Source organism: Acidovorax sp. GW821-FHT09B03 (assembly GCF_059418305.1).
In genome coordinates this window covers 110,859-131,932 of sequence record NZ_JBWKPP010000002.1, presented here as the reverse complement: position 1 = coordinate 131,932, position 21,074 = coordinate 110,859, and the positions used below count along the sequence as shown (strand labels likewise).

The 21,074-nt window shown below is 69.1% G+C and carries 21 protein-coding genes; 5 read left to right on the top strand and 16 right to left on the bottom strand.

The features are described from left to right. Window positions 1-86 precede the first annotated feature (86 nt). A complete protein-coding gene (locus AC07PA_RS03975; protein ID WP_494604312.1) occupies window positions 87-1,079 on the top strand; it encodes a Bug family tripartite tricarboxylate transporter substrate binding protein in 993 nt (330 codons plus the stop codon). A 12-nt stretch (window positions 1,080-1,091) separates the two neighbouring features. On the opposite strand, the gene AC07PA_RS03970 is transcribed toward AC07PA_RS03975, so the two are convergent. From AC07PA_RS03970 to AC07PA_RS03960, 3 genes are all read right to left on the bottom strand, one after another. Beyond that, window positions 1,092-1,562, bottom strand: a complete 471-nt coding sequence (locus tag AC07PA_RS03970) for a RidA family protein (protein ID WP_035206374.1) — start codon at window positions 1,560-1,562, stop codon at window positions 1,092-1,094. 26 nt (window positions 1,563-1,588) lie between these two features. Then, window positions 1,589-2,170, bottom strand: coding sequence for a hypothetical protein (locus AC07PA_RS03965; protein WP_145695579.1), 582 nt, complete (start codon window positions 2,168-2,170; stop codon window positions 1,589-1,591). Between the two features lie 87 nt (window positions 2,171-2,257). Further along, the gene (locus tag AC07PA_RS03960) at window positions 2,258-2,677 is read right to left on the bottom strand and encodes a group II truncated hemoglobin (protein WP_494604310.1); all 420 of its coding nucleotides are present in this window, start codon (window positions 2,675-2,677) and stop codon (window positions 2,258-2,260) included. A 118-nt stretch (window positions 2,678-2,795) separates the two neighbouring features. Here AC07PA_RS03960 and AC07PA_RS03955 point away from each other — a divergent pair, with 118 nt between their 5' ends. The 4 genes from AC07PA_RS03955 to AC07PA_RS03940 all read left to right on the top strand — a co-directional run bounded on the left by AC07PA_RS03955 (window position 2,796) and on the right by AC07PA_RS03940 (window position 5,967). Then, window positions 2,796-3,623, top strand: coding sequence for an ABC transporter substrate-binding protein (locus AC07PA_RS03955; protein ID WP_494604308.1), 828 nt, complete (start codon window positions 2,796-2,798; stop codon window positions 3,621-3,623). Window positions 3,624-3,778: 155 nt separating this feature from the next. Continuing rightward, on the top strand, window positions 3,779-4,477 hold the full coding sequence (locus AC07PA_RS03950; protein ID WP_494604306.1) for an amino acid ABC transporter permease: 699 nt from the start codon (window positions 3,779-3,781) through the stop codon (window positions 4,475-4,477). 9 nt (window positions 4,478-4,486) lie between these two features. Continuing rightward, window positions 4,487-5,227: an amino acid ABC transporter permease gene (locus AC07PA_RS03945; RefSeq protein WP_494604304.1), complete on the top strand. Its 741-nt coding sequence runs from the start codon at window positions 4,487-4,489 to the stop codon at window positions 5,225-5,227. Beyond that, on the top strand, window positions 5,224-5,967 hold the full coding sequence (locus tag AC07PA_RS03940) for an amino acid ABC transporter ATP-binding protein (protein WP_494604302.1): 744 nt from the start codon (window positions 5,224-5,226) through the stop codon (window positions 5,965-5,967). The genes AC07PA_RS03945 and AC07PA_RS03940 overlap by 4 nt, the downstream gene beginning before the upstream one ends. Window positions 5,968-5,982: 15 nt before the next feature. On the opposite strand, the gene AC07PA_RS03935 is transcribed toward AC07PA_RS03940, so the two are convergent. The 13 genes from AC07PA_RS03935 to AC07PA_RS03875 all read right to left on the bottom strand — a co-directional run bounded on the left by AC07PA_RS03935 (window position 5,983) and on the right by AC07PA_RS03875 (window position 21,018). Next, window positions 5,983-8,502, bottom strand: coding sequence for an ABC transporter permease (locus tag AC07PA_RS03935; RefSeq protein ID WP_494604300.1), 2,520 nt, complete (start codon window positions 8,500-8,502; stop codon window positions 5,983-5,985). A gap of 85 nt (window positions 8,503-8,587) precedes the next feature. Next, complete coding sequence (locus AC07PA_RS03930; protein WP_494604298.1) at window positions 8,588-10,165, bottom strand: C13 family peptidase; 1,578 nt, start codon at window positions 10,163-10,165, stop codon at window positions 8,588-8,590. Window positions 10,166-10,201: 36 nt separating this feature from the next. Continuing rightward, entirely contained in the window at window positions 10,202-11,086 is an 885-nt protein-coding gene (locus AC07PA_RS03925) for a formate dehydrogenase accessory sulfurtransferase FdhD (RefSeq protein ID WP_035206378.1), read from the bottom strand. 64 nt (window positions 11,087-11,150) lie between these two features. After that, the gene (locus tag AC07PA_RS03920) at window positions 11,151-11,534 is read right to left on the bottom strand and encodes a hypothetical protein (protein ID WP_494604725.1); all 384 of its coding nucleotides are present in this window, start codon (window positions 11,532-11,534) and stop codon (window positions 11,151-11,153) included. A 14-nt stretch (window positions 11,535-11,548) separates the two neighbouring features. Continuing rightward, window positions 11,549-12,745, bottom strand: coding sequence for a formate dehydrogenase subunit gamma (locus tag AC07PA_RS03915; RefSeq protein ID WP_494604296.1), 1,197 nt, complete (start codon window positions 12,743-12,745; stop codon window positions 11,549-11,551). A 13-nt stretch (window positions 12,746-12,758) separates the two neighbouring features. Beyond that, window positions 12,759-12,995, bottom strand: coding sequence for a hypothetical protein (locus tag AC07PA_RS03910; protein ID WP_494604294.1), 237 nt, complete (start codon window positions 12,993-12,995; stop codon window positions 12,759-12,761). Then, window positions 12,992-13,612, bottom strand: a complete 621-nt coding sequence (gene fdh3B, locus AC07PA_RS03905; protein WP_007861300.1) for a formate dehydrogenase FDH3 subunit beta — start codon at window positions 13,610-13,612, stop codon at window positions 12,992-12,994. Before fdh3B ends, AC07PA_RS03910 begins: the two co-directional genes overlap by 4 nt. Before the next feature lie 34 nt (window positions 13,613-13,646). Further along, the gene (locus AC07PA_RS03900; RefSeq protein ID WP_494604292.1) at window positions 13,647-16,616 is read right to left on the bottom strand and encodes a formate dehydrogenase subunit alpha; all 2,970 of its coding nucleotides are present in this window, start codon (window positions 16,614-16,616) and stop codon (window positions 13,647-13,649) included. Window positions 16,617-16,630: 14 nt separating this feature from the next. Next, window positions 16,631-16,843: a formate dehydrogenase gene (locus tag AC07PA_RS03895; RefSeq protein ID WP_145695590.1), complete on the bottom strand. Its 213-nt coding sequence runs from the start codon at window positions 16,841-16,843 to the stop codon at window positions 16,631-16,633. Between the two features lie 301 nt (window positions 16,844-17,144). Next, window positions 17,145-17,750: a TorD/DmsD family molecular chaperone gene (locus tag AC07PA_RS03890; RefSeq protein WP_494604723.1), complete on the bottom strand. Its 606-nt coding sequence runs from the start codon at window positions 17,748-17,750 to the stop codon at window positions 17,145-17,147. Window positions 17,751-17,770: 20 nt separating this feature from the next. Further along, the gene (locus AC07PA_RS03885) at window positions 17,771-19,840 is read right to left on the bottom strand and encodes a 4Fe-4S binding protein (protein WP_494604722.1); all 2,070 of its coding nucleotides are present in this window, start codon (window positions 19,838-19,840) and stop codon (window positions 17,771-17,773) included. Further along, on the bottom strand, window positions 19,800-20,471 hold the full coding sequence (locus AC07PA_RS03880; RefSeq protein ID WP_494604290.1) for a DUF3306 domain-containing protein: 672 nt from the start codon (window positions 20,469-20,471) through the stop codon (window positions 19,800-19,802). Before AC07PA_RS03880 ends, AC07PA_RS03885 begins: the two co-directional genes overlap by 41 nt. Then, window positions 20,464-21,018: a DUF3305 domain-containing protein gene (locus tag AC07PA_RS03875; RefSeq protein WP_494604288.1), complete on the bottom strand. Its 555-nt coding sequence runs from the start codon at window positions 21,016-21,018 to the stop codon at window positions 20,464-20,466. The genes AC07PA_RS03880 and AC07PA_RS03875 overlap by 8 nt, the downstream gene beginning before the upstream one ends. Between the last annotated feature and the right edge of the window lie 56 nt (window positions 21,019-21,074).

Below are 21,074 nucleotides of genomic sequence, written 5' to 3'. Positions count from 1 at the left end.
GCTATGCAAGTGACAAAAGGATCGTTCCTGTTTGCAAGGGGCCGATCCAGAATCGCGGCCTTCCTCGACTCCCTTGCGAACCGGCCATGCACGCTGCTGCCCCTCTCAAATCCATCGCCGTGGCCTGGGCCACCGCATGCGTGGCCCTCACGGCCGCGGCGCAGCAGCCACCGGCCGCCAATGCGTTTCCCGCCAAGACCGTTCGCCTGACCGTGCACAACTCGCCCGGCAGCGCACCCGACGTGCTGGCACGCTACCTGTCGCAGCGCCTGGCCGAGCAGTGGAAGCAGCCCGTGGTGGTGGACAACCGTGGCGCGGCCGGCGGCATCGTCGCCGCCGATGCGCTGGCCAAGTCGCCCGCCGATGGCTACAGCCTGCTCGTGGGCGGTGACGGCCCCATCACCATCCTGCCCAACCTGCAGCACAACCTGCCCTACAACGCCCAGCGCGACCTGGTGCCCGTGGTCTCGCTCGGGCATGTGGACTTCGTGCTCGTGGCCAACGCCAAGACCGGGTTCCGCGCCCTGGGCGATTTCGTGCGGGCCGCCAAGGCCGAGCCGGGCCGCTACAGCTACGCCTCGGCCGGCAACGGCAGCGCACTGCAGTTCAGCATGGAGCTGCTCAAGCAGCAGGCCGGCTTCTTCGCCACCCACATCCCCTACCGCGGCGGTCCCCTGGGCCTGCAGGACGTGGTGGCCGGCCAGGTGGAAGTGATGTTCGTGGCCCTGGGCCCTGCCCTGCCGCACATCCGCAGCGGCCGCGTGGTGGCGCTGGCCACCACGGGCGAGAAGCGCAACACGCTGCTGCCCGAGGTGCCCACGGTCGGCGAGACCTACGCCGGCTACCGCTCAGGCACCTGGTTCGGCCTGTTCGCGCCGGCAAACACGCCCCAGGCCGTGCTCGACACCATCGCCGCCGATGCCGCTCGCATCGTGCAGACGCCGGCCGCGCGGGCCGAGCTGGCGGCACAGGGCATCGACGCCACGGGCACGCCGCAGCAGCAGTTCCAGCGCCAGGTGGCGGCCGAATACGGGCGCTATGCCCAGATCGTGAAGACCGCAGGCATCAAGGCGGAGTGAAGCACCGCTGCGTCAGCCGGTGGTCGCGATGAGGTCCACCTCGACGGTCGCGTTCTTGGGCAACTGCAGCACCCCCACCGAGGTGCGGGTGTGCGCGCCCACCGGGCCGAGCACGCGGTAGAGCACTTCCGAGGCGCCATCGGCGACCTCGCTCTGCTGCGTGAAACCCGGGGCCGACTGCACGTAGACGGTGATGCGCAGCACGGCGCTGACGGCGTCGAGCGTGCCCAGCGCGCGCTGCAGCAGCGCCAGGGCGCGCATGGCGCAGACCTTGGCGGCACGCTGCGCGTCCTGCAGCGAGGCATCGGCGCCGGCCGCGCCGGTGACCACCACGGTATCGCCCACGCGCGGGATCTGGCCGCTCAGGTAAAGGTGGCGGCCATCGCGCACCAGCGGCACGTAGTTGCCGCCGATCTTGATCTCGCCGTCGAAGGAGTAGCCCAGTGCCTGGGCCTCCTGTGCAAAACGTTCATCGCAGGACATGGACAGCCGTTCTCCCGTCAAAAGATTCATTCGGGCGCCACGGCGCCCTCGAAGCCCAGCGACATGGGCTGCTTGAGATCACCCGTGTTGCTCATTCCCACGGGCGCCAGGCGCAGGTTGCGCGCGGTGAAGTACAGGTAGCCATTCACCTTGGACACCGCCACGGTGCCAGCCTTGTCGCCGCTCTGCCAGCCCAGCAGCTTGCCGCCCGAGGCGTCGACCAGCGAGACCCGCACCTTCTTCTGGGCCGGGTCCGGCTTGGCCGCCACCTCGTAGGCCCCAGGTGCGGGGCGGTCGGTGCCAAAGTCCACCTCGACCAGTTGCGTCTGGGAGTTCGTGGCAAACACGAAGGCCTTGGGGGTCGAGAGGTAATTGAGACCGGTCTTGAAGGCATAGCGGCTCTTGGCCGCATTGGCCACCTCGGCCCGCACCTCGCCGAAGTTGTGCCAGCCGTTGGGCCCGGCGTAGAGCTTGCTCTTGGGGTTGGTGAAGCGGTCGTCCGATGCGGGCGGCACATTGCTCCAGGTGTCGCCAGCGGCGGGGGCCGGCTGGGCATGCGACAGGGCACAGGCCAGCAGGCTGGCGGCAAGCACAAGGGAAGGCTTCATGGCGCGGGTTCCTCGGGTGGAATGGACAGCCGCAGTATGCCTGCGGCCGCAGCCCGGGGGTTCAGGCCCGTGCGCCCCCGCGGCCGCTCACATCAGCTTCTTGGTCACCAGGGGCTGGTTGACCATCCAGTCCGCCGTGCCCGTGAAGCTTTCGCGCAGGCGCGTGCGCAGCGCCTCGGGCACGCCCGTCTCGCCCATGGCCTGGTCCATGCAGGCCACCCACTGGCGGCTCTCCTCCGCGCCAATGGCAAACGGCATGTGGCGCGCCCGCAGGCGCGGGTGGCCGAACTGGTCGGTGTAGTAGGACGGCCCGCCGAGCCAGCCGCACAGGAACCAGAACAGCTTCTGCCGCGCGCTGGCGAGGTCGCTGCCATGGGCAGCACGCAGCGCGGCGTAACCCGGCTCCAGGTCCATCAGGTCGTAGAAGCGCTCGACCAGGGCGCGCACGCGCTCTTCGCCGCCGATCCATTCGAAGGGCGTGGTGTTTTCGGGGGTGTCGTCGTCCATGGGGTCACAGTCTGCGCCAAGCACGTTTGGCGAGTTTGATTATAAGAAATGCGATGTTCATATCTCTCGGTTGGAAGCGTAGCCTTTGGGCTTCAACAAGTCTGGAGAGAGAGAAATCATGCGCATCCGTTTCATTGCATCCCTGGTCGCCGCCGCGTTCGCCGTGTCGGGCATCGCCCACGCCGACCAGCTGGCCGACATCAAGAAGAAGGGCGAGCTGGTCGTCGGCGTGCTGGGCACCGACGAGCCCAACAGCTTCATCGACCCCAAGACGCGCGAGCTGATCGGCTACGACGTGGACCTGGGCAAGGCCATCGCCAAAAAGATCGGCGTCAAGCCCGTGTTCAAGCAACTGGCCGTGGCCGCGCGCATCCCCGAGCTGCAGCAGGGCCATGTGGACATCCTGGCCGCTTCGCTCACCCACAACAAGGAGCGCGAGGCGCAGATCGACTTCTCGCTGACCACCTTCGTCACGGGCCAGAAGGTGCTGGTCAAGAAGGCCAGCGGCATCAAGGACGTGGCCGACCTGGCCGGCAAGCGCGTGGTCACCGTCAAGGGTGGCACGCAGGAACCCAATGTGCGCAAGGCCGTGCCCACCGTGGAGGTCGTGACCTTCGAGACCACGCAGCAGGCCTTCCTGGCGCTGCAGCAGGGCAAGGGCGTGGGCTACGTGAACGACGAGTCCTCGCTGATCGACGACTTCGGCAAGCTCGGCGAGCGCAACAAGGACTACGCCATCCTGCCCACCAACCTGAGCGTGGAGCCGCTGGCCCTGGGCATCAAGAAGGGCGAGACCGCCGTGAAATCCATTGTGGACGACACGCTGCGCGAACTCGAGAAGTCGGGCGATGCCGAGAAGATCTTCTTCAAGTGGTACGGCCCCCAAACCAAGATCAAGTTCACCACCCGCCCCTTCAAGTTCGAGTCGGACAAGATCGACGGTTGATGGATGGAGAACCCACGGCGGCGTGATCGCCGGGGCTGGGACGGGGATGGCGCGCGGGCCATTGGTGCACGCGCTACGCCGCTTCCCCGTGCCTCCCGGCTGGCATGCCGCCGCGCACGCCTGGCGCGTGCCGCTTTTCTGAACGACTGGCATGCATGCCCCTGTTTGACTATTCCCTGCTGCTGAGCGGCAAGTACCACCTGATGATGGTGGGGGGCCTGCTGCTGTCGCTGCAGTTGCTGGCCGCCGCGCTGCTCGCGGCCCTGCCCATCGCGCTGGTGGTGGCGCTGCTGCGCCTGGCGCCGGCGGCCCCTTTGCGCTGGGCCGGTTTCGCCTTCGTCGAAGGCATCCGCAACGTACCGCTGCTGGCGCACATGCTGTTCTGGTACTTCGGCGCGCCCGAGCTGCTGCCCGAGGCGGCCAAGCAGTGGCTCTACGACAGCGGCCATGCCGAGGCCGCGGCCGCCATCGTGGCGCTGGCGCTCTACACCGCGGCCTTCATGGCCGAGGACATCCGCAGCGGCATCCGCTCGATTCCCACGGTGCAGATGGAGGCGGGCCGCGCCCTGGGCTTTGGCTTCCTGGCCACCATGCGCCGCGTGGTGCTGCCGCAGGCGCTGCGCGTGACCGTGCCGCCGCTGATCTCGCAGGCACTGAACCTCTGGAAGAACACCTCGATCGCCACCGTGATCGGCGTGGCCGAGCTGATGTACCAGGCCGCCAAGGTGGAGAGTGCCACCTTCCGCAGCATCGAGGCCTTTGCCTTCGCGAGCGCGGCCTACCTCACGGTGTCGCTGCTCATCACGGGGCTGGCCAGCTGGTACCACCACCGCTACCCAGTACGCACCATCTGACTCCCAAGCATGCTGGAACTCATCGACACCTACTGGCTGTACTTCCTGGTTGGCCAATACCCCAATGGTCCCCTCGGCGGGCTGGCGCTCACGCTGCTGCTGGCGGCCGGTGCCCTGCTGCTGGCGCTGCCGCTGGGCGTGCTCTTCGGCCTGGCGCGCGTGAGCCCCTGGCGCTGGATCCGCTGGCCCGTCACGGGCATCGTCTTCGTGGTGCGCGGCACGCCGCTGCTGATGGTGATCTTCTGGGCTTATTTCTTCCTGCCCAGCGTGACGGGGGTGAAGACCGGCCAGTTCACCACCATGCTGCTGGCCCTGGTCATCTTCAACGCGGCCTACCTGGCCGAGATCGTGCGCGCCGGCATCCTCGGCGTGCCGCGCGGGCAAATGGAGTGCGCGCGCGCCCTGGGCCTGTCCTACCCGCGCGCCATGCGCCTGGTGGTGCTGCCGCAGGCGCTGCGCAGCATGCTGCCTTCGCTGGTCAACCAGTTCGTCTCGACCATCAAGGAGACCTCGCTGGGCTACATCATCGGCCTGACCGAGGTGTCCTTCATCGCCACCCAGATCAACAGCCAGGTCTTCATCCGGCCCGCCGAGGTCTTCGGCATCCTGGGCTTCACCTATTTTGTGCTGTGCTTCGGCCTGTCGCGCCTGGCCTACGCGCTCGAGCGTCGGCTGGCGCGGCGCGGCGCAGCGCCATCGGCCTCCTCCGCCTCTTCCTCCACCACCCCCACCCGGCCCCTCGCAACATGATCGAACTGCACGACGTCAACAAGTGGTATGGCAGCTACCACGCCCTGGTGGACGTGACCGAAACCATCGAGCAAGGCGAGGTGGTGGTGGTCTGCGGGCCCTCGGGCTCGGGCAAGTCCACGCTGATCCGCACGCTCAACCGGCTCGAACCCATCCAGGGCGGGCGCATCCTGATCGACGGGCACCACATCTACGGGCCGGGCGTGAACGTGAACACGCTGCGCTCGCGCATCGGCTTCGTGTTCCAGCAGTTCAACCTGTTCCCGCACCTGTCGGTGCTGGACAACTGCACGCTGGCCCCGATCCAGCTGCGCAGCCTGTCGCGCCCGCAGGCCGAGCAGCGCGCCCTGGCCCTGCTCGAGCGCGTAGGCCTGGCGCACAAGGCCCATGCCTGGCCCAGCGAGCTCTCGGGCGGGCAGCAGCAGCGCGTGGCGATTGCCCGCGCCCTGGCCATGGAGCCGCCGCTGATGCTGTTCGACGAGCCCACGAGCGCCCTGGACCCCGAGATGGTGGGGGAGGTGCTGGTGGTCATGCGCGACCTGGCCCGCGACGGCATGACCATGGTCTGCGTGACGCACGAGATGGGCTTCGCCCGCGAGGTGGCCGACCGCGTGCTCTTCATGGACGAGGGCCGCGTGCTGGAACGCGCCACGCCCGGCGAGTTCTTCAACCGCCCGCAGCACCCGCGCGCGCAGCAGTTCCTCTCGGACATCCGCACGCCCTTCGCCAAGGCGGCATAAGCCGCCTTGGCGGCCTTACTCCGAGGCGCGGCGCAGCGTTTCCACCACGGGTCGGCGCAGCACGTCGCGCAGCCCCCACCAGCCCGCAGCCAGCGCCAGCACGGCCCCAGCCACCGCACCGGCCAGCGGCACCCAGGGCGATGCCGTCCAGGTGAAGTCGAACACGAAGCGCGCCAAGGCCCAGCCCACGACTACGGCCACCGTGCTGGCCAGGAAGCCCGCGAGCAGGCCCACGCCCATGAGCTCGGCGCGCTGCACCTGGCGCAGCAGGCTGGCGCGGGCGCCCACGGCGCGCATGATGGCGAACTCGCGCGCGCGCTCCTCGCGCGTGGCGGTGACGGCAGCGAACAGCACCACCAGGCCGGCGGCCAGGGTGAAGGCGAAGAGGAACTCCACCGCGCGGATCACCTGGTCGAGCACGCGCTGCACCTGGGTGATGGTGGCGCCCATGTCCACGTTGGTGATGTTGGGGAACTGGCGCACCAGCGCATTGTCGAAGCCTGCCTTGTCGGGCGCACGGTAGGCCGCCAGGTAGGTCACGGCCACGCCTTCGAGGTGGTCCACCGGGTACATCACGAAGAAGTTGGCGCGCATGGAGCCCCAGTCCACCTTGCGCAGACTGGTGATGCGCGCCTCGTTCTGCACGCCGCCGATGTCGAACTGCAGCGTGTCGCCCATCTTCAGGCCCAGGGTTTCGGCAATGCCTTCTTCCACGCTGATGGTGCCCTGCTCGTTCTCGGTCCATTTGCCGGCCACGACCTGGTTGTGGGGCGGCTGCTGCACGGCGGTGGACAGGTTGAACTCGCGGTCCACCAGGCGCTTGGCGCGGTCGTCGGCATAGTCGGCCGGGCCCACGGCCTTGCCGTTCACGGCCAGCAGGCGGCCGCGGATCATGGGGTACCAGTCGTAGCGCTTGACGCCGCCATCCTTGAGGCTCTGCTGGAAGGCGTCGGCCTGCTCGGGCATGACGTTGATCACGAAGCGGTTGGGCGCGTCGGGCGGCGTGGCCTGGCGCCAGCTGCTGATGAGGTCGGTGCGCAGCAGCACCAGCAGCACCAGCGCCAGCAGGCCCACGGCCAGGCTGCTGACCTGCACCACGGCATAGGCCGGGCGCGCGGAGATCTGCCGCGTGGCCAGCACCAGCCAGCGCGGCGCGGTGGCCTCGTTGACGCTGCGGCGCAAAAGTTTGACGGCCACCCAGCTCAGGCCCGCGAACAAGGCCACGGCACCGGCAAAGCCGCCCACGGCGATCAGGCCCAGCTTGATGTCGCTGCTCACGGCCAGCAGCAGGGCCGCAAAGCCGGCCACGCCCACGCCCAGCACGGCCATGGAGGCCGGTTTGAGCCCGCCCACGTCGCGCCGGATCACGCGCAGCGGCGGCACCTGGGCCAGCTGCAGCACGGGCGGCAGGCCGAAGGCGAACAGCAGGGTGAGCCCCATGCCCAGGCCGAAGGCCACGGGCCACAGGCTGGCAGAAGGCAGGGCCGACTCCACCAGGCCGGCCAGCAGCAGCACGAAGACGTAGTGCACCAGGTAGCCCACGGCCACCCCCAGGGTGCTGGCGAACAGGCCGATCAGCGCGAATTCCGAGGTGTAGGCCCCGGCGATGGTGCGCTGGCTCTGCCCCAGCACGCGCAGCATGGCCGAGGCGTCGAGGTGGTCGGTGGCGAAGCCGCGCGCGGCCAGCGCCACGGCCACAGCCGAGAGCAGCGCGGCCAGCAGGGCCACGAGGCTCAGGAACTTCTGCGCCCGGTCCAGCGTCTGGCGCATCTCGGGGCGGCCGCTTTCGAGCGACTCGACGCGCACGCCGTGCTGCTCGGGCTTCTTGGCCTCGTCCGCAGCCCATTGGCTGAAGGCCTTGACCGCGGCGGCCGGCCCGGCCACGGCAAAGCGGTAGGTCAGCCGGCTGGCGGGCTGCACCAGGCCGGTGGCGGGCACGTCGGCCGCGTTGAGCATGACGCGCGGCGCAAAGCTCATGAAGCCGGCACCCCGGTCGGGCTCGATCACGATGATGCGCGTGATGCGCAGCTGCGAATCGCCGAGCAGCAGCATGTCGCCCATGGCCAGGCCCAGCGATTCGAGCAGCGGTGCATCGACCCAAACCTCGCCGCGCGCCGGGATGTCACGCGTGGTCTGCTCGGCCGCGCCCGGGCCCACGGCCACGGTGAGGGTGCCGCGCAGCGGGTAGCCGGGCTGCACGCTTTTCAAGGCCACGAGCTTGCTGGCCCCGCCCTTGTCGTCGCCGGCCCGCCCCATGGTGGGGAAGCCCATGGTGGTCACGCTCTGCAGGCCCAGGGCCTTGGCGCGTTCAGCGAACACCGTGGGCGTGGGGTTGTCGCTGGCCACCACGGCATCGCCGCCCAGCAGTTGCAGGGCATCGCGCTGCAGGCCACCCTGCAGGCGGTCGGCAAAGAAGCCCACGGAGGTGAGCGCGGCGACGGCCAGGGTCACGGCCACGACCAGCAGGCGCAGCTCGCCCGCGCGCAGGTCGCGCAGCAGGGTGCGCCAGCCCAGGCGGATAAAAGAGAGGTTCATGGGCGTGACATTAGCGCAAAAGGGCGCCAAACCACGGCCATGAAACATTTCCAGCCGGCGCGCAGGCCCTTTCGGGCCGGCGGGCTCAGCGTGGCGCGGTGGTGAGGCGCTCTTCCAACCCCTTGAGCACCGGCCCGATCTCGACCCCCACGCGGATCTGCGGGTTCGAGAAGCCATCGGTCTTGCCGGCCTCGACCTCGCGCTGCTGGATCAGCGGCACGGCCTTCTTGAACGCCTCCTCGAAGGAATGCGTGCTGCGCAGCTGTTCGTCGAACACCGCCCGGCCGAAGAAGGTCAGCTCCGACAGCGCGCCGCAGCCATACGAGGTGTGGGTGGCGTCGGCCGCCGTCATGATCAGCGTCGAGGGCGTGGCCAGGGTGTCGATCCAGCCGCCCGAGTAGCAGGCCGAGATGGCGATCACGCGGTGGCGGATGCCCGCCGTGTCCAGCGCCTCGCGCAGCATCTCGGGGCTGATGGGCGGCACCTCCAGCGGCCAGTGCGAGGCCGCGAGCTGGTGGTTCTTGGCGCCGTGCGAGGTCATGTAGACCACGAGCACGTCGTTCTCCTTGTCCATGCGCGCGGCCAGGGCGTTCACCGCGCGATCGAGGTTCTCGGGTGTGGCCCAGACATGGGTGTCGGCAGTTTCGGCATGGTTGAGCAGGTGCAGCACCCGGCCCTGCGCGTCAAAGCGCTCCTGCAGGACCTGGCTGACCATGGTGCTCTCGCGGCGGAACACGTTCTCGCGGGCGTAGGGGGCGAACACCAGGGCGTAGACGTCGGTCACGCCGGGGCGCTCGGGCACCAGCGCCTCGGCCTGTTGCTGCATGAGGTCCTGCTGGGCCTCGAACAGGGCCTGCGACAGGTGCAGGCGCGCCGGCTGCGGTGCGTCCTCGCCGTTGTCCGCCGGCCTGGCCACCCACGATTGCGACGACACGTAGTACAGGCTGCCCCCGGTCACGGCCAGCAGCGCCAGCACGAAGACGGCGGTGCGCCCCCGGGACCGCGTGAGGCGTGCCATCAGCACGGTATGGACCAGCACGTCCCACAGCAAGGTCGCGCCATAGATGGCCCAGAAGGCCCAGTATCCATAGCCGGTGGACCAGCGTGCGGGATAGTGCGCCCCCAGTGCCATGAGCCCATAGACCACGACCGAGGCGGGCAGCACGGCCACGGTGGAGAGCACCAGCCAGGCCGGCACGCCCCCCGAGGGCTGCCCCCCGGCGTCACCAGCCGGCGGGCGCGACAGGGCCCACCAGGCGGCAGCGAGCAACGCAGGCAAGGACCACCAGAGCGTGAGCCAGCCCCCGAAGTAAAAGGCCGCGGGGCCAGGAATGTGCAGGCGCTCCAGGCCCAGGAGCAGGGCACTGCACAGCAGGACGAGAAGGATCGCCTGCCCGGGCGCAGGCACAGCAGCCCCCGTGCGGGGCCGCTTCAGCACGGATGCGCGCAGCCCCTCGCGCAGCCAGCGCACCCCGGCCAGCCGCTCGGGCACGGCCGCCGCAGCAGGCATTGCGGTGGCCGGTGGGGGCTGGGCCCCGTCCGTCGCCGCCGGTACGGATTCGACAGGAATGCGATGGGTGTCCGGCACCTCGTCGAGGTCGTAGGGGCCAAACTGGCTGGGCAAGGTGTCCGGCCATGCGTGGGTGGATTTCTGGTCGCGCATCACCCAATCATGCCATCGCCGTGCGGCGGCCCGGTGTCAGCTGGAAGAGGAGGCAGCAGTTGCCTGCGCCAGTTCGGGCTGCAGCACCAGCCGCTGCACGCCGCTGTAGCAGACGAAGCGCCGGTTGGTGGCGCGGCCGATGGCGCACAGGCCCAGTTGCTCGGCCACGGCGTGCCCCATCTGCGTCATGCCGCTGCGCGAGACCACGATGGGCACGCCCATCTGGGCGGACTTGATGACCATCTCGCTGGTCAGCCGGCCCGTGGTGTAGAACACCTTGTCGGCGCCCGCCATCGGTGCCGCGTCACCCGCGGCCATCCACATCCACCCCGCGATGGTGTCGATGGCATTGTGGCGGCCCACGTCCTCGACGAAGACCAGCAGCTCCTCGCCCTGGAACAGCGCGCAGCCGTGCACCGAGCCGGCCGACTTGTAGGTGCTCTCCTTGAGGCGGATGGCGTTGACGATGCCGTAGAGCTGGCCCTGCGTGAGCCGAGCCTCGGGCAGCACGATGCGGTCCACCTCGTCCATCAGGCCGCCGAACACGCTGCCCTGGCCGCAGCCGGTGGTGACCACCTTGCTGGCCGTGCGCTCCTCGATGCGCGCGATGCCGTGGCGCGTGCGCACGGCAGCGGCGTTGACCTCCCAGTCCACGGTGATCGATTCGATGTCCTGCACCGACTCCACCAGGCGCTGGTTGCGCAAGTAGCCCAACACCAGCAGCTCGGGGTGCGCGCCCAGGGTCATCAGCGTGACGAGCTCGCGGTTGTCGACATACACGGTCAGCGGCCGCTCGGCGGGGATGGACAGCTCTTCGCGCTCGCCGTGTTCGTTAACCACCTCGACGCGGTGGGTCAGCGGCGCCCGTGCCTGGGTCAGGCGCGGCAGGCGAAGGTCGGTGGCAGGCAGGGGCGTGCTCATGGGCACAGCGTACCCCATCCCCGCAGGGTGCAGCGGGGGCATGCCCGCCGATGCCGTGCGGTGCTCAGGACTTGGGGGCCGAAGCGGCCGCCGCGGGTGTCTGGGTACTGGGCGGGCTGCTGGCCGTGCCCGGTGGCGAGTGCGCCCCCGCCGCCTCGATGGGCTTGGCTTCGGGCGGTGTGTAGGCGAACGGGCCGGGGTCCGCACAGGCCGCGCCCGTAGCGGCAGGCTTGGCGGCGGGGTTGGTCTTGCGGTAGTGGGCCGCGACCTTGTCCTGCGACTGGCACAGCTTGTAATTGTCGACCTTGCCGGCCCAGGCGGCCTTGGCGGCGGCTTCGGCCGCCTTGGCTGCCGCCTCGGGCGGTGGCGGCGGCAATTTGGCCAGCGCGGAACTGCAGGCGCAGGCGGCGGAAAGGGCCAGCAGCAAAGTGCGGGGGAGGTGGTTCATCGTCATGGGGGACCTCATGCCTGAACGGGCTTGGCAGCAGTGGCCTCGCCCGCGGGCTCGGCACTGCTGCTGCGTTGCGAGGGGATCTTGCCGGCCTGGATGTCCTCGTACCAGAGCTGGTGGTGCTCCTTCGCCCAGGTCTCGTCCACGTAGCCGGTCTTCATGGCCTTGTAGGCGCCCTGCATGCCGATGGTGCCCAGGTAGATGTGGCCCATGAACATCACCATCATCACCACCGTGGCCACGGCGTGGACCATGTGCGCGATCTGCATGGTGCCGCGCTCGTAGATGAGCCCGGGCACGAGCTTGTCCAGCACCAGGCCCGAGGCCACGACGATGGCACCCAGGAACAGCACCCCGCCCCAGAAGATCAGCTTCTCGCCGGCATTGAAGCGGTGCGATGGCACCTCCTGGCCCGAGAGCATGCCGCCGCCCTTGAGCAGCCAGGTGAGGTCGCCGCGGCGCGGGAAATTGTCCTTGACGAAGGTGAGGAACACGATGAGCAGCGACACCGCGAACAGCGGCCCGGCGAAGTTGTGCACGTTCTTGAGCACGTAGGCCAGCCAGCCGAACAGCGTGCCGCCCAGGATGGGCAGCAGGAAGAACTTGCCGAAGGCCATCACCAGGCCCGAGATGGCCAGCGCCACGAAGGCGATGGCATTGGCCCAGTGGGCGGAGCGCTCGAACGGCGTGAAGCGCTCGATCTTGCGGCCCGTCTCGGCGCCGTGCAGGTGCATGGTGCCCTTGCGCCAGTAGAACAGCGCGATGGCGCCCGCAACGATGAGCAGCAGCGAGCCGCCGTAGGGGATGATCCACTGGTTGCGCACCTGGCGCCAGGCCTCGCCCGCATTGGTCACGCGCGATCCGGGGTACTGCACGAAGGGCTGTATCAGGTTGCCGGCCTCGGGCGCCTGGCTCTTGGGCAGGCTGCTGTAGCCCGTGACGCCCTCGCCCACCTGGCGCCACATCGGCGCGTTGTTGCCCGGCTGCACCTTGGCGCGCTCGCCGTTGCTCTGCTGGGCATAGCCCGGCTCCTCGCTGGCATCGGGCTTGACCTGGAAGATGTTCTGGCCCTGGATACCGCCTGGCGCGGGCGCAACGGCGGCGGCGGCCGGCGTGGCCGCCGAGGCCGCATCGGCCGGCGCTTGGGCGGCTACCGTGCCCCAGGCCAGTCCGGCACACAGGGCCATGCTGCACAGGATGGTTTTCATGGCAGGCCTCGCTCTAGCGGGTGCTTCGGGTGTATTCGTTCTGGCCGTACTGCTGGCGCGCCTTGAGCTGCTGCTCCCAGCCTGCCTTGTCGCCGGCCTTCCAGCCGGGCTGCGTGAAGTTGCTGCCCGTGCCGGCATAGGGCGGCGCATCGACGCGCACGCCGCCGCCGGTCTGCGGCTTCTCGGTGCAGGCCGCCAGCGCCAGCAGCCCGCAGGCTGCACAGAGGGTCAGCGCGCTGCGCCCGGTCATGACTTGGCTCCCGGTGTGGGTTGGCCGGCCTGCTTGGAGCCGTAGGCCGTGCCCCAACCCCAGACCTCGGCACCCTTGCCGCGCTGCACCACGCGGTTGCGGAAAATGTCCGCCACCACGTCGCCATCGCCGGCCAGCAGGGCCTTGGTGGAGCACATCTCGGCGCAGGCCGGCAGCTTGCCCTCGGCCAGGCGGTTGCGGCCGTACTTGTCGAACTCGGCCTGGCTGCCATGGGTCTCGGGGCCGCCGGCGCAGAAGGTGCACTTGTCCATCTTGCCGCGCACGCCGAAGGTGCCCTGCGAGGGAAACTGCGGGGCGCCGAACGGGCAGGCATAGCTGCAGTAGCCGCAGCCGATGCAGACGTCCTTGTCGTGCAGCACCACGCCCTCGTCGGTGCGGTAAAAGCAGTTCACCGGGCACACGGCCATGCAGGGCGCATCACTGCAGTGCATGCAGGCCACCGAAATGGATTTTTCGCCGGGCACGCCGTCGTTGAGCGTGACCACCCGGCGGCGATTCACGCCCCAGGGCACTTCGTGCTCGTTCTTGCAGGCGGTGACGCAGCCGTTGCATTCGATGCAGCGCTCTGCATCGCAGATGAATTTCATTCGTGCCATGGGGTGTCTCCTGGTCGCTGCTTGTGCTGCGTGCTCACGCGCGTTCCACGTTGCAAACCGTGGTCTTGGTTTCCTGCATCATGGTCACGCTGTCGTAGCCATAGGTGGTGGCGGTGTTCACGGCCTCGCCGCGCACGACCGGGGCCGCGCCCTTGGGGTAGTGGGCCAGCATGTCCGCGCCCTGCCAGTGGCCCGAGAAGTGGAACGGCATCCACACCGTGTCGGGTGCCACGCGTTCGGTCACCATCGCCTGCACGTTGATGCGGGCGCCTGTGGGCGAACTGAGCCACACCCGCTCGCCGTTGCGCACGCCGCGCTCGCCAGCGGTCTTGGGGTTGATTTCCACGAACGACTCCTGCTGCAGCTCGGCCAGCCAGGGGTTGGAGCGGGTTTCCTCGCCGCCGCCCTCGTACTCGACCAGCCGGCCCGAGGTCAGGATCAGCGGGAACTTCTCGTGCACCTTGTCGGCGATGTTCTTGTCCTGCACGCTTTTGTAGAGCGTGGGCAGGCGCCAGAAGGCCTTCTTGTCGTCGTGCGTGGGGTACTTCGCCATCAGGTCGGGCCGGGTGCCGTACAGCGGCTCGCGGTGCTGCGGGATGGCATCGGGGAAGTTCCACACCACGGCGCGCGCCTTGGCATTGCCGAAAGGGTGGCAGCCATGGTTCTTCATGGTCACGCGGATGATGGCGCCCGTGGGGTCGGTCTTCCAGTTCTTGCCCTCGGCGGCCTTCTTCTCGGCGTCGGTCAGTTCATCCCACCAGCCGAGCTTCTTGAGCAGCACGTGGTCGAACTCGGGGTAGCCGGTGGTGATGTCGGAGCCCAGCGAGTACGAGCCGTCTTCGGCCAGCAGGTTCTGGCCGTCCTTTTCCACGCCGAAGTTGGCGCGGAAGCACCCGCCGCCATCCATGACATGCTTGGAATTGTCATAGAGGTTGGACGATCCGGGGTGCTTGAGCTCGGGCGTGCCGTAGCAGGGCCAGGGCAGGCCGAAGTAGTCGCCCGTGAAGTCGTAGCCGGTCTCCTTGTCCTTGCCGCCCTTGGCCTTGAGGGTCTTCACGTCGAACAGGTGCATGTTCTTCATGTGCGCCTTCAGGCGCTCGGGGCTCTGGCCGGTGTAGCCGATGGTCCAGACACTGCGGTTGATCTCGCGCAGGATGTCCTCGATCACGGGCTCGTCCATGCCCTGCACCTTCTGCAGCTTGTAGTTCTTGACCAGTTCCTTGTCGAAGCCCAGCTTCTGCGCGAACTGGTACATGATCATGTGGTCGGAGCGGCTCTCCCACAGCGGCTCGATCACCTTCTCGCGCCACTGCAGCGAGCGGTTGGAGGCGGTGCACGAACCGCTGGTTTCGAATTGCGTGGCCGCAGGCAGCAAATAGACAGCGCGGTTCGGATTCAGGTCCTCGGCCCGGCCGGGCATGGCGGCCATGGCCGCGGTGGCCGAGGGGTAGGGATCGACCACGACGAGCAGGTCGAGCTTGTCCATGGCGCGCTTCATCTCCAGGCCCCGGGTCTGGGAGTTGGGCGCATGGCCCCAGAAGAACACGCCGCGCAGGTTGGCGTCCTGGTCGATCAGCTCGTTCTTCTCGAGCACGCCATCGATCCAGCGCGAGACCGTGAGGCCCGACTTGGTCATCATCGCCGGGCTCGCATAGCGGGCCTTGATCCACTCGAAGTCCACGCCCCAGACGGCCGCGAAGTGCTTCCAGGCGCCTTCGGCAATGCCGTAATAGCCGGGCAGCGAGTCGGGGTTGGGGCCCACGTCGGTGGCGCCCTGCACGTTGTCGTGCCCGCGGAAGATGTTGGTGCCACCGCCGGACTTGCCCACGTTGCCCAGCGCCAGCTGCAGGATGCACGAAGCGCGCACGATGGCGTTGCCGATGGTGTGCTGCGTCTGGCCCATGCACCAGACCACGGTGCCGGGGCGGTGGGCGTTGAGCAGGCTGGCCACCTTGAAGACCTGCTCCTCCTTGACGCCGCAGGCCTCCTCGACCTTGTCGGGCGTCCACTTGGCCAGGATCTCCTCGCGCACCTTGTCCATGCCGTAGACACGGTCGTTGATGTACTGCTTGTCTTCCCAGCCGTTCTTGAAGATGTGGTACAGCAGGCCGAACAGGAAGGGGATGTCGGTGCCCGAGCGGATGCGCACGTACTCGTCGGCCTTGGCCGCCGTGCGGGTGAAGCGCGGGTCCACCACGATCATCTTGCAGCCGATCTCCTTGGCGTGCAGCATGTGCAGCATGCTCACCGGGTGGGCCTCGGCCGCGTTGGAGCCGATGTACATCGCGACCTTGCTGTTCTGCATGTCGTTGTACGAATTCGTCATGGCCCCGTAGCCCCAGGTGTTGGCCACCCCGGCCACCGTGGTGGAGTGGCAGATGCGCGCCTGGTGGTCGCAGTTGTTGGTGCCCCAGAAGCTCACGAACTTGCGCAGCAGGTAGGCCTGCTCGTTGTTGTGCTTGGACGAACCCACGAAGTACACGCTGTCGGGCCCGCTGGCCTTGCGCAGATCCTGCATGCGGGCCGTGATCTCATTGAGCGCCGTGTCCCAGCTGATGCGCTCGTACTTGCCGTTGACCAGCTTCATCGGGTAGCGCAGGCGGTACTCGCCATGGCCGTGCTCGCGCAGCGCAGCGCCCTTGGCGCAGTGCGCGCCCAGGTTGATGGGCGAGTCGAACACCGGCTCCTGGCGCACCCAGACGCCGTTCTCGACCACGGCATCCACCGCGCAGCCGACCGAGCAGTGGGTGCAGATGGTGCGGCGCACCTCGATCTTGCTGTCGCCCAGGCCGACCTTGGCGCCCTCGGCGGCGCTGGACTTCTTGACCAGCGCGAGTTGCGAGGCGGCGATGCCCACGCCGACGCCCAGGCCCGAGCGGCGCAGGAAGGCGCGCCGGTCCATGGTGGGCAGGGCCTTGGCCAGGCCGCGCTGCAGGCTGTGGACAAAAGGGGAGGAGGCCGCAGCGCCCTCCCGGGCGTGGGAAGACTTCTTGGTGAGCAACATGGTGCGCCCCGCGGTCAGAGTTGGGTGGTCTTGTAGTACTGCTGGACGTGCGCCGAGAGGCGGTAGCCGCCACCGCGCTCGGGCGGGGCCGGTACCGGCTCGGCCACGGCAGTGGCATCGGGCGCTGCGATGTGCGGCAAGGCCGCGACGGCTGCGGCGGCAGCCCCTGCGGTGGCTGCACCTGCAAAGAAGCGGCGGCGGGAAGGTTGGGGCTGGCTATCCTGCATCGTTGTCTCCAGGAGGGCTTGCGGCTATGCAATGTCGTTCATACAGTCTATGCGAGTGTCCGGCCCGCTGCAATCGGGTATGGCCACCCCATAGGTTTGCACTCGGGTTTAGGGCGACGTTCTCGCACTGCAACATTTCCGGTTGTCATCGAATTACGCGCCACCCATGAGACTGGCGCAACCGAGACCAGCGCCCCCGCGCAAGGGCCGCCCCGCCGCGCTGGGGGCGTCCCCCTCCCGACTCGCGCAGCGAGTCGAGAGAGGGGTGAAGGCGCGAAGCGACTCAGGGGGTGCTTCATTTCTATTCCAGCATGTCGAAACCCTGGGCCTCGACGGCCGCAAAGGCCCGTGTGAAGCGGGCCAGCGCGCCATAGAAGGGGGCGGCGGGGTGGGCCTCGAGCACGTCGCACAGGGCCGGCAGCCAGGGCTGCAGGTGGGCGGCAAAAAAGTCCCGTTGGTTCGCAAGGTTGCACACCGCCATGTCGTCGCCGGCGATCAGGTAGCGCATGGCTTCGCACAGGTAGGCGATATGGTCCTCGGTCTCGGGCATGGCCTCGCTGCGGGCCAGGCCCAGCGCGTCGAGGTCGCTGCGCAGGCGCGCCAGCGGCTTCTCGTTGAGAAAGCCGCTCAGGTAGTGCGATCCGTACAGGAAGACCTCGGGCTTGCCCACGCCGCCGAACAGGCGCTCGAACTCGGCGGCGATGGCCGCATCGCCCTGCGCCCGGGCAGCCCCCACCAGCTGCTGCCAGGGGTCTTCGAGCAAGCCGCCCTGCGCAGGCGCTTCGGTCATGGCCACGCGCAGCAGGGCCAGCAGCTCCGGGGGCGGCGCGCTGTAGTACAGCTGCGCCAGCAGGCCATAGAGTTCGGCGCGCGCGGTTTCCTCGTCGAGGGCAGCGCTGGACGCCATGGTCAGGGGGGCGGTGGCGCTCACAGGTCCGTCACTTTCGCTTCGCTTTGGGAAGAATACAGGTCGATCACGCGGCAGTCGCTGCACATCTTGAGGCGCTCCAGCGCCTCGCCCTGGAACATGGCGTGGCCCGCGAGCCGCTCCAGCATGGCCTCGATGGCCTTGAGCGTGCCAAACGGCTTGCTGCAGCGCACACAGGCCCAGGGCTGGGTCTCGGCGAGCACGCGCAGCTGCGCGCGTTCGGGCGTGAGCAGCAGGCGCGGCTGCAGGGCGATGGCGTCCTCGGGGCAGGTGGTGGCGCACAGGCCGCACTGCACGCAGTTCTTTTCGAGAAAGCGCAGCTGCGGCAGCTGCGGGTTGTCCTGAAGCGCCCCCGCGGGGCAGGCGCTCACGCAGCTCAGGCACAGCGTACAGCGGTCCTTGGCGACCGTGATGGCCCCGAGCGGCGCGCCGGCTGCCGGCAGCGCGATGGCCTCGGGCAGGCCGTCTTTCAGCAGCGGCGCATGGGCGGTGAAGTGGTCCAGCGCCATCTCCAGCGTGGCGCGCTTTTCCTGGGCCACACCATGGCGCGCGGCCACGGGCGGCAGCAGCTGGCGCGTATGGCGCAGGGACTGCAGGCCTGCATCGAGCGCTGCCGCGTCGTCCGCGCGCAGCAGCCGCAGGTGGCTGCCGGTGTAGCCCAGCCCGTGCAGGATGGCCTGGGCCACGTCCATCTGCTCCTGCAGGCCGGCGAGGTACTGGGGTGCCTCCTCGTGCGTGGCCAGCACCACCACCTGCGAGGCACCATAGGCCAGCGCGCTGAGCCACAGGTCCACGCCGGTGCTGGCCGTGTGCCACAGCGGCACCGGGATCACCTGGGCCGGCACGCCCTGGGCGCGCCGCAGCTGGGCGGCGCGGCCCAGCGCATCGACCAGGGCCTGGCCGCGCTCCTGGCTGTGCAGCAGCAGCACGGCATCCTTGCCGCCTGCGGCCGCGTAGGTGGACAACAGGGCCTTGAAGCGCGCGCCCTGCTCCGTGGCACCTGGGTAGGCAAACGACAGCGCTCCGGTGGGGCACACCGTGCTGCAGGCGCCGCAGCCCACGCACAGGTGGGGGTTGACCTTGATCTGCTGGCGGCCCTTGTCGCTGGAAATGGCCTCGGCAGAACAGACCTCGATGCAGGCATTGCAGCCCACGGTCTCGTTGCGGCTGTGGGCGCAGAGCTTTTGCTTGTAGGCGAAGAAGCGGGGCTTGTCGAACTCGCCCACCAGCTCGCGCAGCTTGAGCAGCACGGCCATGTCGCGCCCGTCGCTGCGGAAATAGCCTTGCGGCGACGCATGCTGGGTGAAGGTCGGCTCGGCCGTGGCCGGGCGCAGGTCCAGCACCAGGTCGAAGCGCTCCTGCTGCACGCCGGCCTCGCGGCCGAAGTCGATGGCGCCGGCCACCTGGCAGGCGCGCACGCAGGCGCGGTTGGCATCGCAGGCCGACCGATCCACCTGGTAGTCCAGGCCGATGGCGTTCTCGGGGCAGGCCACGATGCAGGCATTGCAGCGCGTGCACAGGTCCAGGTCGATGGGGTTGTCGGCAGACCACTGCACGTCGAAGGCCCCGAGCCAGCCCGACAGCCCCGTGAGGCGCCCCGCGAGCACGGGAAAGCGCCGCGCCTGGGCGCCGCCGGCCTGGCCCGGGCCCTGCGCGAACAGGGTCACGTCGAGCACGTCGGCCACCAGCGCCGCGGCCTGCTCGGCCGCGTCGAGCGGGCCGATGACCAGCAGGCGGCCCGTGCTCTTGTAGGTGACGGTGGCCACCGGCGGCGGCTCGGGCAGGCGCGCGGCGGCCAGCAGCGCAGCGATCTTGGGGCCCGCCTCGCGGGCATCGCGGCTCCAGCCCCCGGTCTCGCGGATGTTCACGAAGCGGATTGGCGAGACCGCGCCTTCGGTCTGCGCGCCGAGTTCGCCGAACAGGCGCTGCTCCTGGGTGCAGGCCACCACCACCTCCTGGCCGGTGCGGATGGCGCCCTGGAAGGCGCCGGCCTCGCGCCGGCACAGCGTGGAGTGGAGCGTCAGATCCTCATGCAGGGCCGCGCCCAACGCCTTCGCGTCGAGGGGCATCGTCTGGTTGCAGTCGCAGATCAGCGTGGTCATGTTCGGTATGGCTGGCTACCCTGGCCGCTGCGTCCCCTTGCGGGGGCGTGGCGGCCAGTACTGGCGAGCTAGGAATGGCGGTGCATACCTCGGACTGTGCCACGTCTGGCGGCACAGCCGACTCCGCATCATCCCGAGGCTGAGCATCCTGCTGGGCCATTGCCGGCGCGGGCGTGCCGGCGGCCTCCTTTTCATGGTCGAAGAAGCCCATGAAATGGGCGCTGGCCATCTGGCGCAGCATGCCTTCGGGCAGCGGGTCGGGCTTGGAATAGTCATCGATGTAGATGTCCAGGCCGTCCATGGCGTTGAAGTGGGGGTCGGCAAACAGCTTCTTCATGGCCGTGTTGCGCACGTCGGGCGCCACGCCACGGCCCATGAAGGGCTTGAAGTCGGATTCGGGCGTCAGCGCCTGGGCATCGGCCAGGGTGGGCGGTTCGGGCTCCACGGCGGCGGGCACGGGCGGCTGCTCTGCGGCAGGGGTGGCCACCGGCGATGCCGGCAGCTCGGGCGCGGGCGGGAGTTCCGGCTCCTGCACGGGCCGGCCTGCCGCCACCTCCTGCTTGCGGCGCGACCAGCGCGAGAGAAAGCCGTCAGCCATGGTGCTGGCCGCCCCGGCCACCGCGCTGCTTGTCGGTGGAGACCGATGCCGGATTGCCGAAGCGGTCGGTGAGCGACTGGAAGCTGTCGGGCCGCCGGCGGCGCTTGGGCTCGGGCGCATAGTGCTCGTCGACAAAGGCCTGCAGCAAGGCCAGAACCTCTGGCGGCGCGGGCACCTGCTCCACCGTTTCCTGCGCATCGAGCCAGCGGCCGGCATCGTGGTAGCTCAGGCTCACGGCCACGGGGCGCGCCAGCGGCTCGGCAACGCTGCCCTCCTCGTCCATGCGCCAGAGCACGAACCAGCAGGGCGCGGGTGCCGACAGGTTCAGGTGGTAGCCCTCGCCATCGTCCTTGAACAGCTCGACCGCAAAGCCCGGGAACAGCCACAGGGCCTGGTCCGCGTCCTCGCGCAGCAGGCGCGGCACGTCGCCGAAGGCGGTTTCGCCGGGCACAACGCCGTCGAGCACCCAGCGCCAGGGCTGCCAGCGGTTGTCCAGGCGCTCGCGGCGCATGGTGACGGCGACTTCGAGGGTGGGGCGCTGGGACATGGCCCGACTGTACTGCGCAAGCCGGTACTGCCTGCGGCGGCGAGGGTTTTCCCCTG

What these genes read in the sequence shown, in the direction of transcription:
- AC07PA_RS03955 (WP_494604308.1), top strand. Translation starts at nt 2,796, where the DNA reads ATGCGCATCCGTTTCATTGCATCCCTGGTCGCCGCCGCGTTCGCCGTG.
- AC07PA_RS03885 (WP_494604722.1), bottom strand. Translation starts at nt 19,840, where the DNA reads ATGCCCCTCGACGCGAAGGCGTTGGGCGCGGCCCTGCATGAGGATCTG.
- AC07PA_RS03895 (WP_145695590.1), bottom strand. Translation starts at nt 16,843, where the DNA reads ATGCAGGATAGCCAGCCCCAACCTTCCCGCCGCCGCTTCTTTGCAGGT.
- AC07PA_RS03910 (WP_494604294.1), bottom strand. Translation starts at nt 12,995, where the DNA reads ATGACCGGGCGCAGCGCGCTGACCCTCTGTGCAGCCTGCGGGCTGCTG.
- AC07PA_RS03920 (WP_494604725.1), bottom strand. Translation starts at nt 11,534, where the DNA reads ATGAACCACCTCCCCCGCACTTTGCTGCTGGCCCTTTCCGCCGCCTGC.
- AC07PA_RS03940 (WP_494604302.1), top strand. Translation starts at nt 5,224, where the DNA reads ATGATCGAACTGCACGACGTCAACAAGTGGTATGGCAGCTACCACGCC.
- AC07PA_RS03915 (WP_494604296.1), bottom strand. Translation starts at nt 12,745, where the DNA reads ATGAAAACCATCCTGTGCAGCATGGCCCTGTGTGCCGGACTGGCCTGG.
- AC07PA_RS03890 (WP_494604723.1), bottom strand. Translation starts at nt 17,750, where the DNA reads ATGGCGTCCAGCGCTGCCCTCGACGAGGAAACCGCGCGCGCCGAACTC.
- fdh3B (WP_007861300.1), bottom strand. Translation starts at nt 13,612, where the DNA reads ATGGCACGAATGAAATTCATCTGCGATGCAGAGCGCTGCATCGAATGC.
- AC07PA_RS03965 (WP_145695579.1), bottom strand. Translation starts at nt 2,170, where the DNA reads ATGAAGCCTTCCCTTGTGCTTGCCGCCAGCCTGCTGGCCTGTGCCCTG.
- AC07PA_RS03960 (WP_494604310.1), bottom strand. Translation starts at nt 2,677, where the DNA reads ATGGACGACGACACCCCCGAAAACACCACGCCCTTCGAATGGATCGGC.
- AC07PA_RS03930 (WP_494604298.1), bottom strand. Translation starts at nt 10,165, where the DNA reads ATGCGCGACCAGAAATCCACCCACGCATGGCCGGACACCTTGCCCAGC.
- AC07PA_RS03875 (WP_494604288.1), bottom strand. Translation starts at nt 21,018, where the DNA reads ATGTCCCAGCGCCCCACCCTCGAAGTCGCCGTCACCATGCGCCGCGAG.
- AC07PA_RS03970 (WP_035206374.1), bottom strand. Translation starts at nt 1,562, where the DNA reads ATGTCCTGCGATGAACGTTTTGCACAGGAGGCCCAGGCACTGGGCTAC.
- AC07PA_RS03950 (WP_494604306.1), top strand. Translation starts at nt 3,779, where the DNA reads ATGCCCCTGTTTGACTATTCCCTGCTGCTGAGCGGCAAGTACCACCTG.
- AC07PA_RS03935 (WP_494604300.1), bottom strand. Translation starts at nt 8,502, where the DNA reads ATGAACCTCTCTTTTATCCGCCTGGGCTGGCGCACCCTGCTGCGCGAC.
- AC07PA_RS03945 (WP_494604304.1), top strand. Translation starts at nt 4,487, where the DNA reads ATGCTGGAACTCATCGACACCTACTGGCTGTACTTCCTGGTTGGCCAA.
- AC07PA_RS03975 (WP_494604312.1), top strand. Translation starts at nt 87, where the DNA reads ATGCACGCTGCTGCCCCTCTCAAATCCATCGCCGTGGCCTGGGCCACC.
- AC07PA_RS03880 (WP_494604290.1), bottom strand. Translation starts at nt 20,471, where the DNA reads ATGGCTGACGGCTTTCTCTCGCGCTGGTCGCGCCGCAAGCAGGAGGTG.
- AC07PA_RS03900 (WP_494604292.1), bottom strand. Translation starts at nt 16,616, where the DNA reads ATGTTGCTCACCAAGAAGTCTTCCCACGCCCGGGAGGGCGCTGCGGCC.
- AC07PA_RS03925 (WP_035206378.1), bottom strand. Translation starts at nt 11,086, where the DNA reads ATGAGCACGCCCCTGCCTGCCACCGACCTTCGCCTGCCGCGCCTGACC.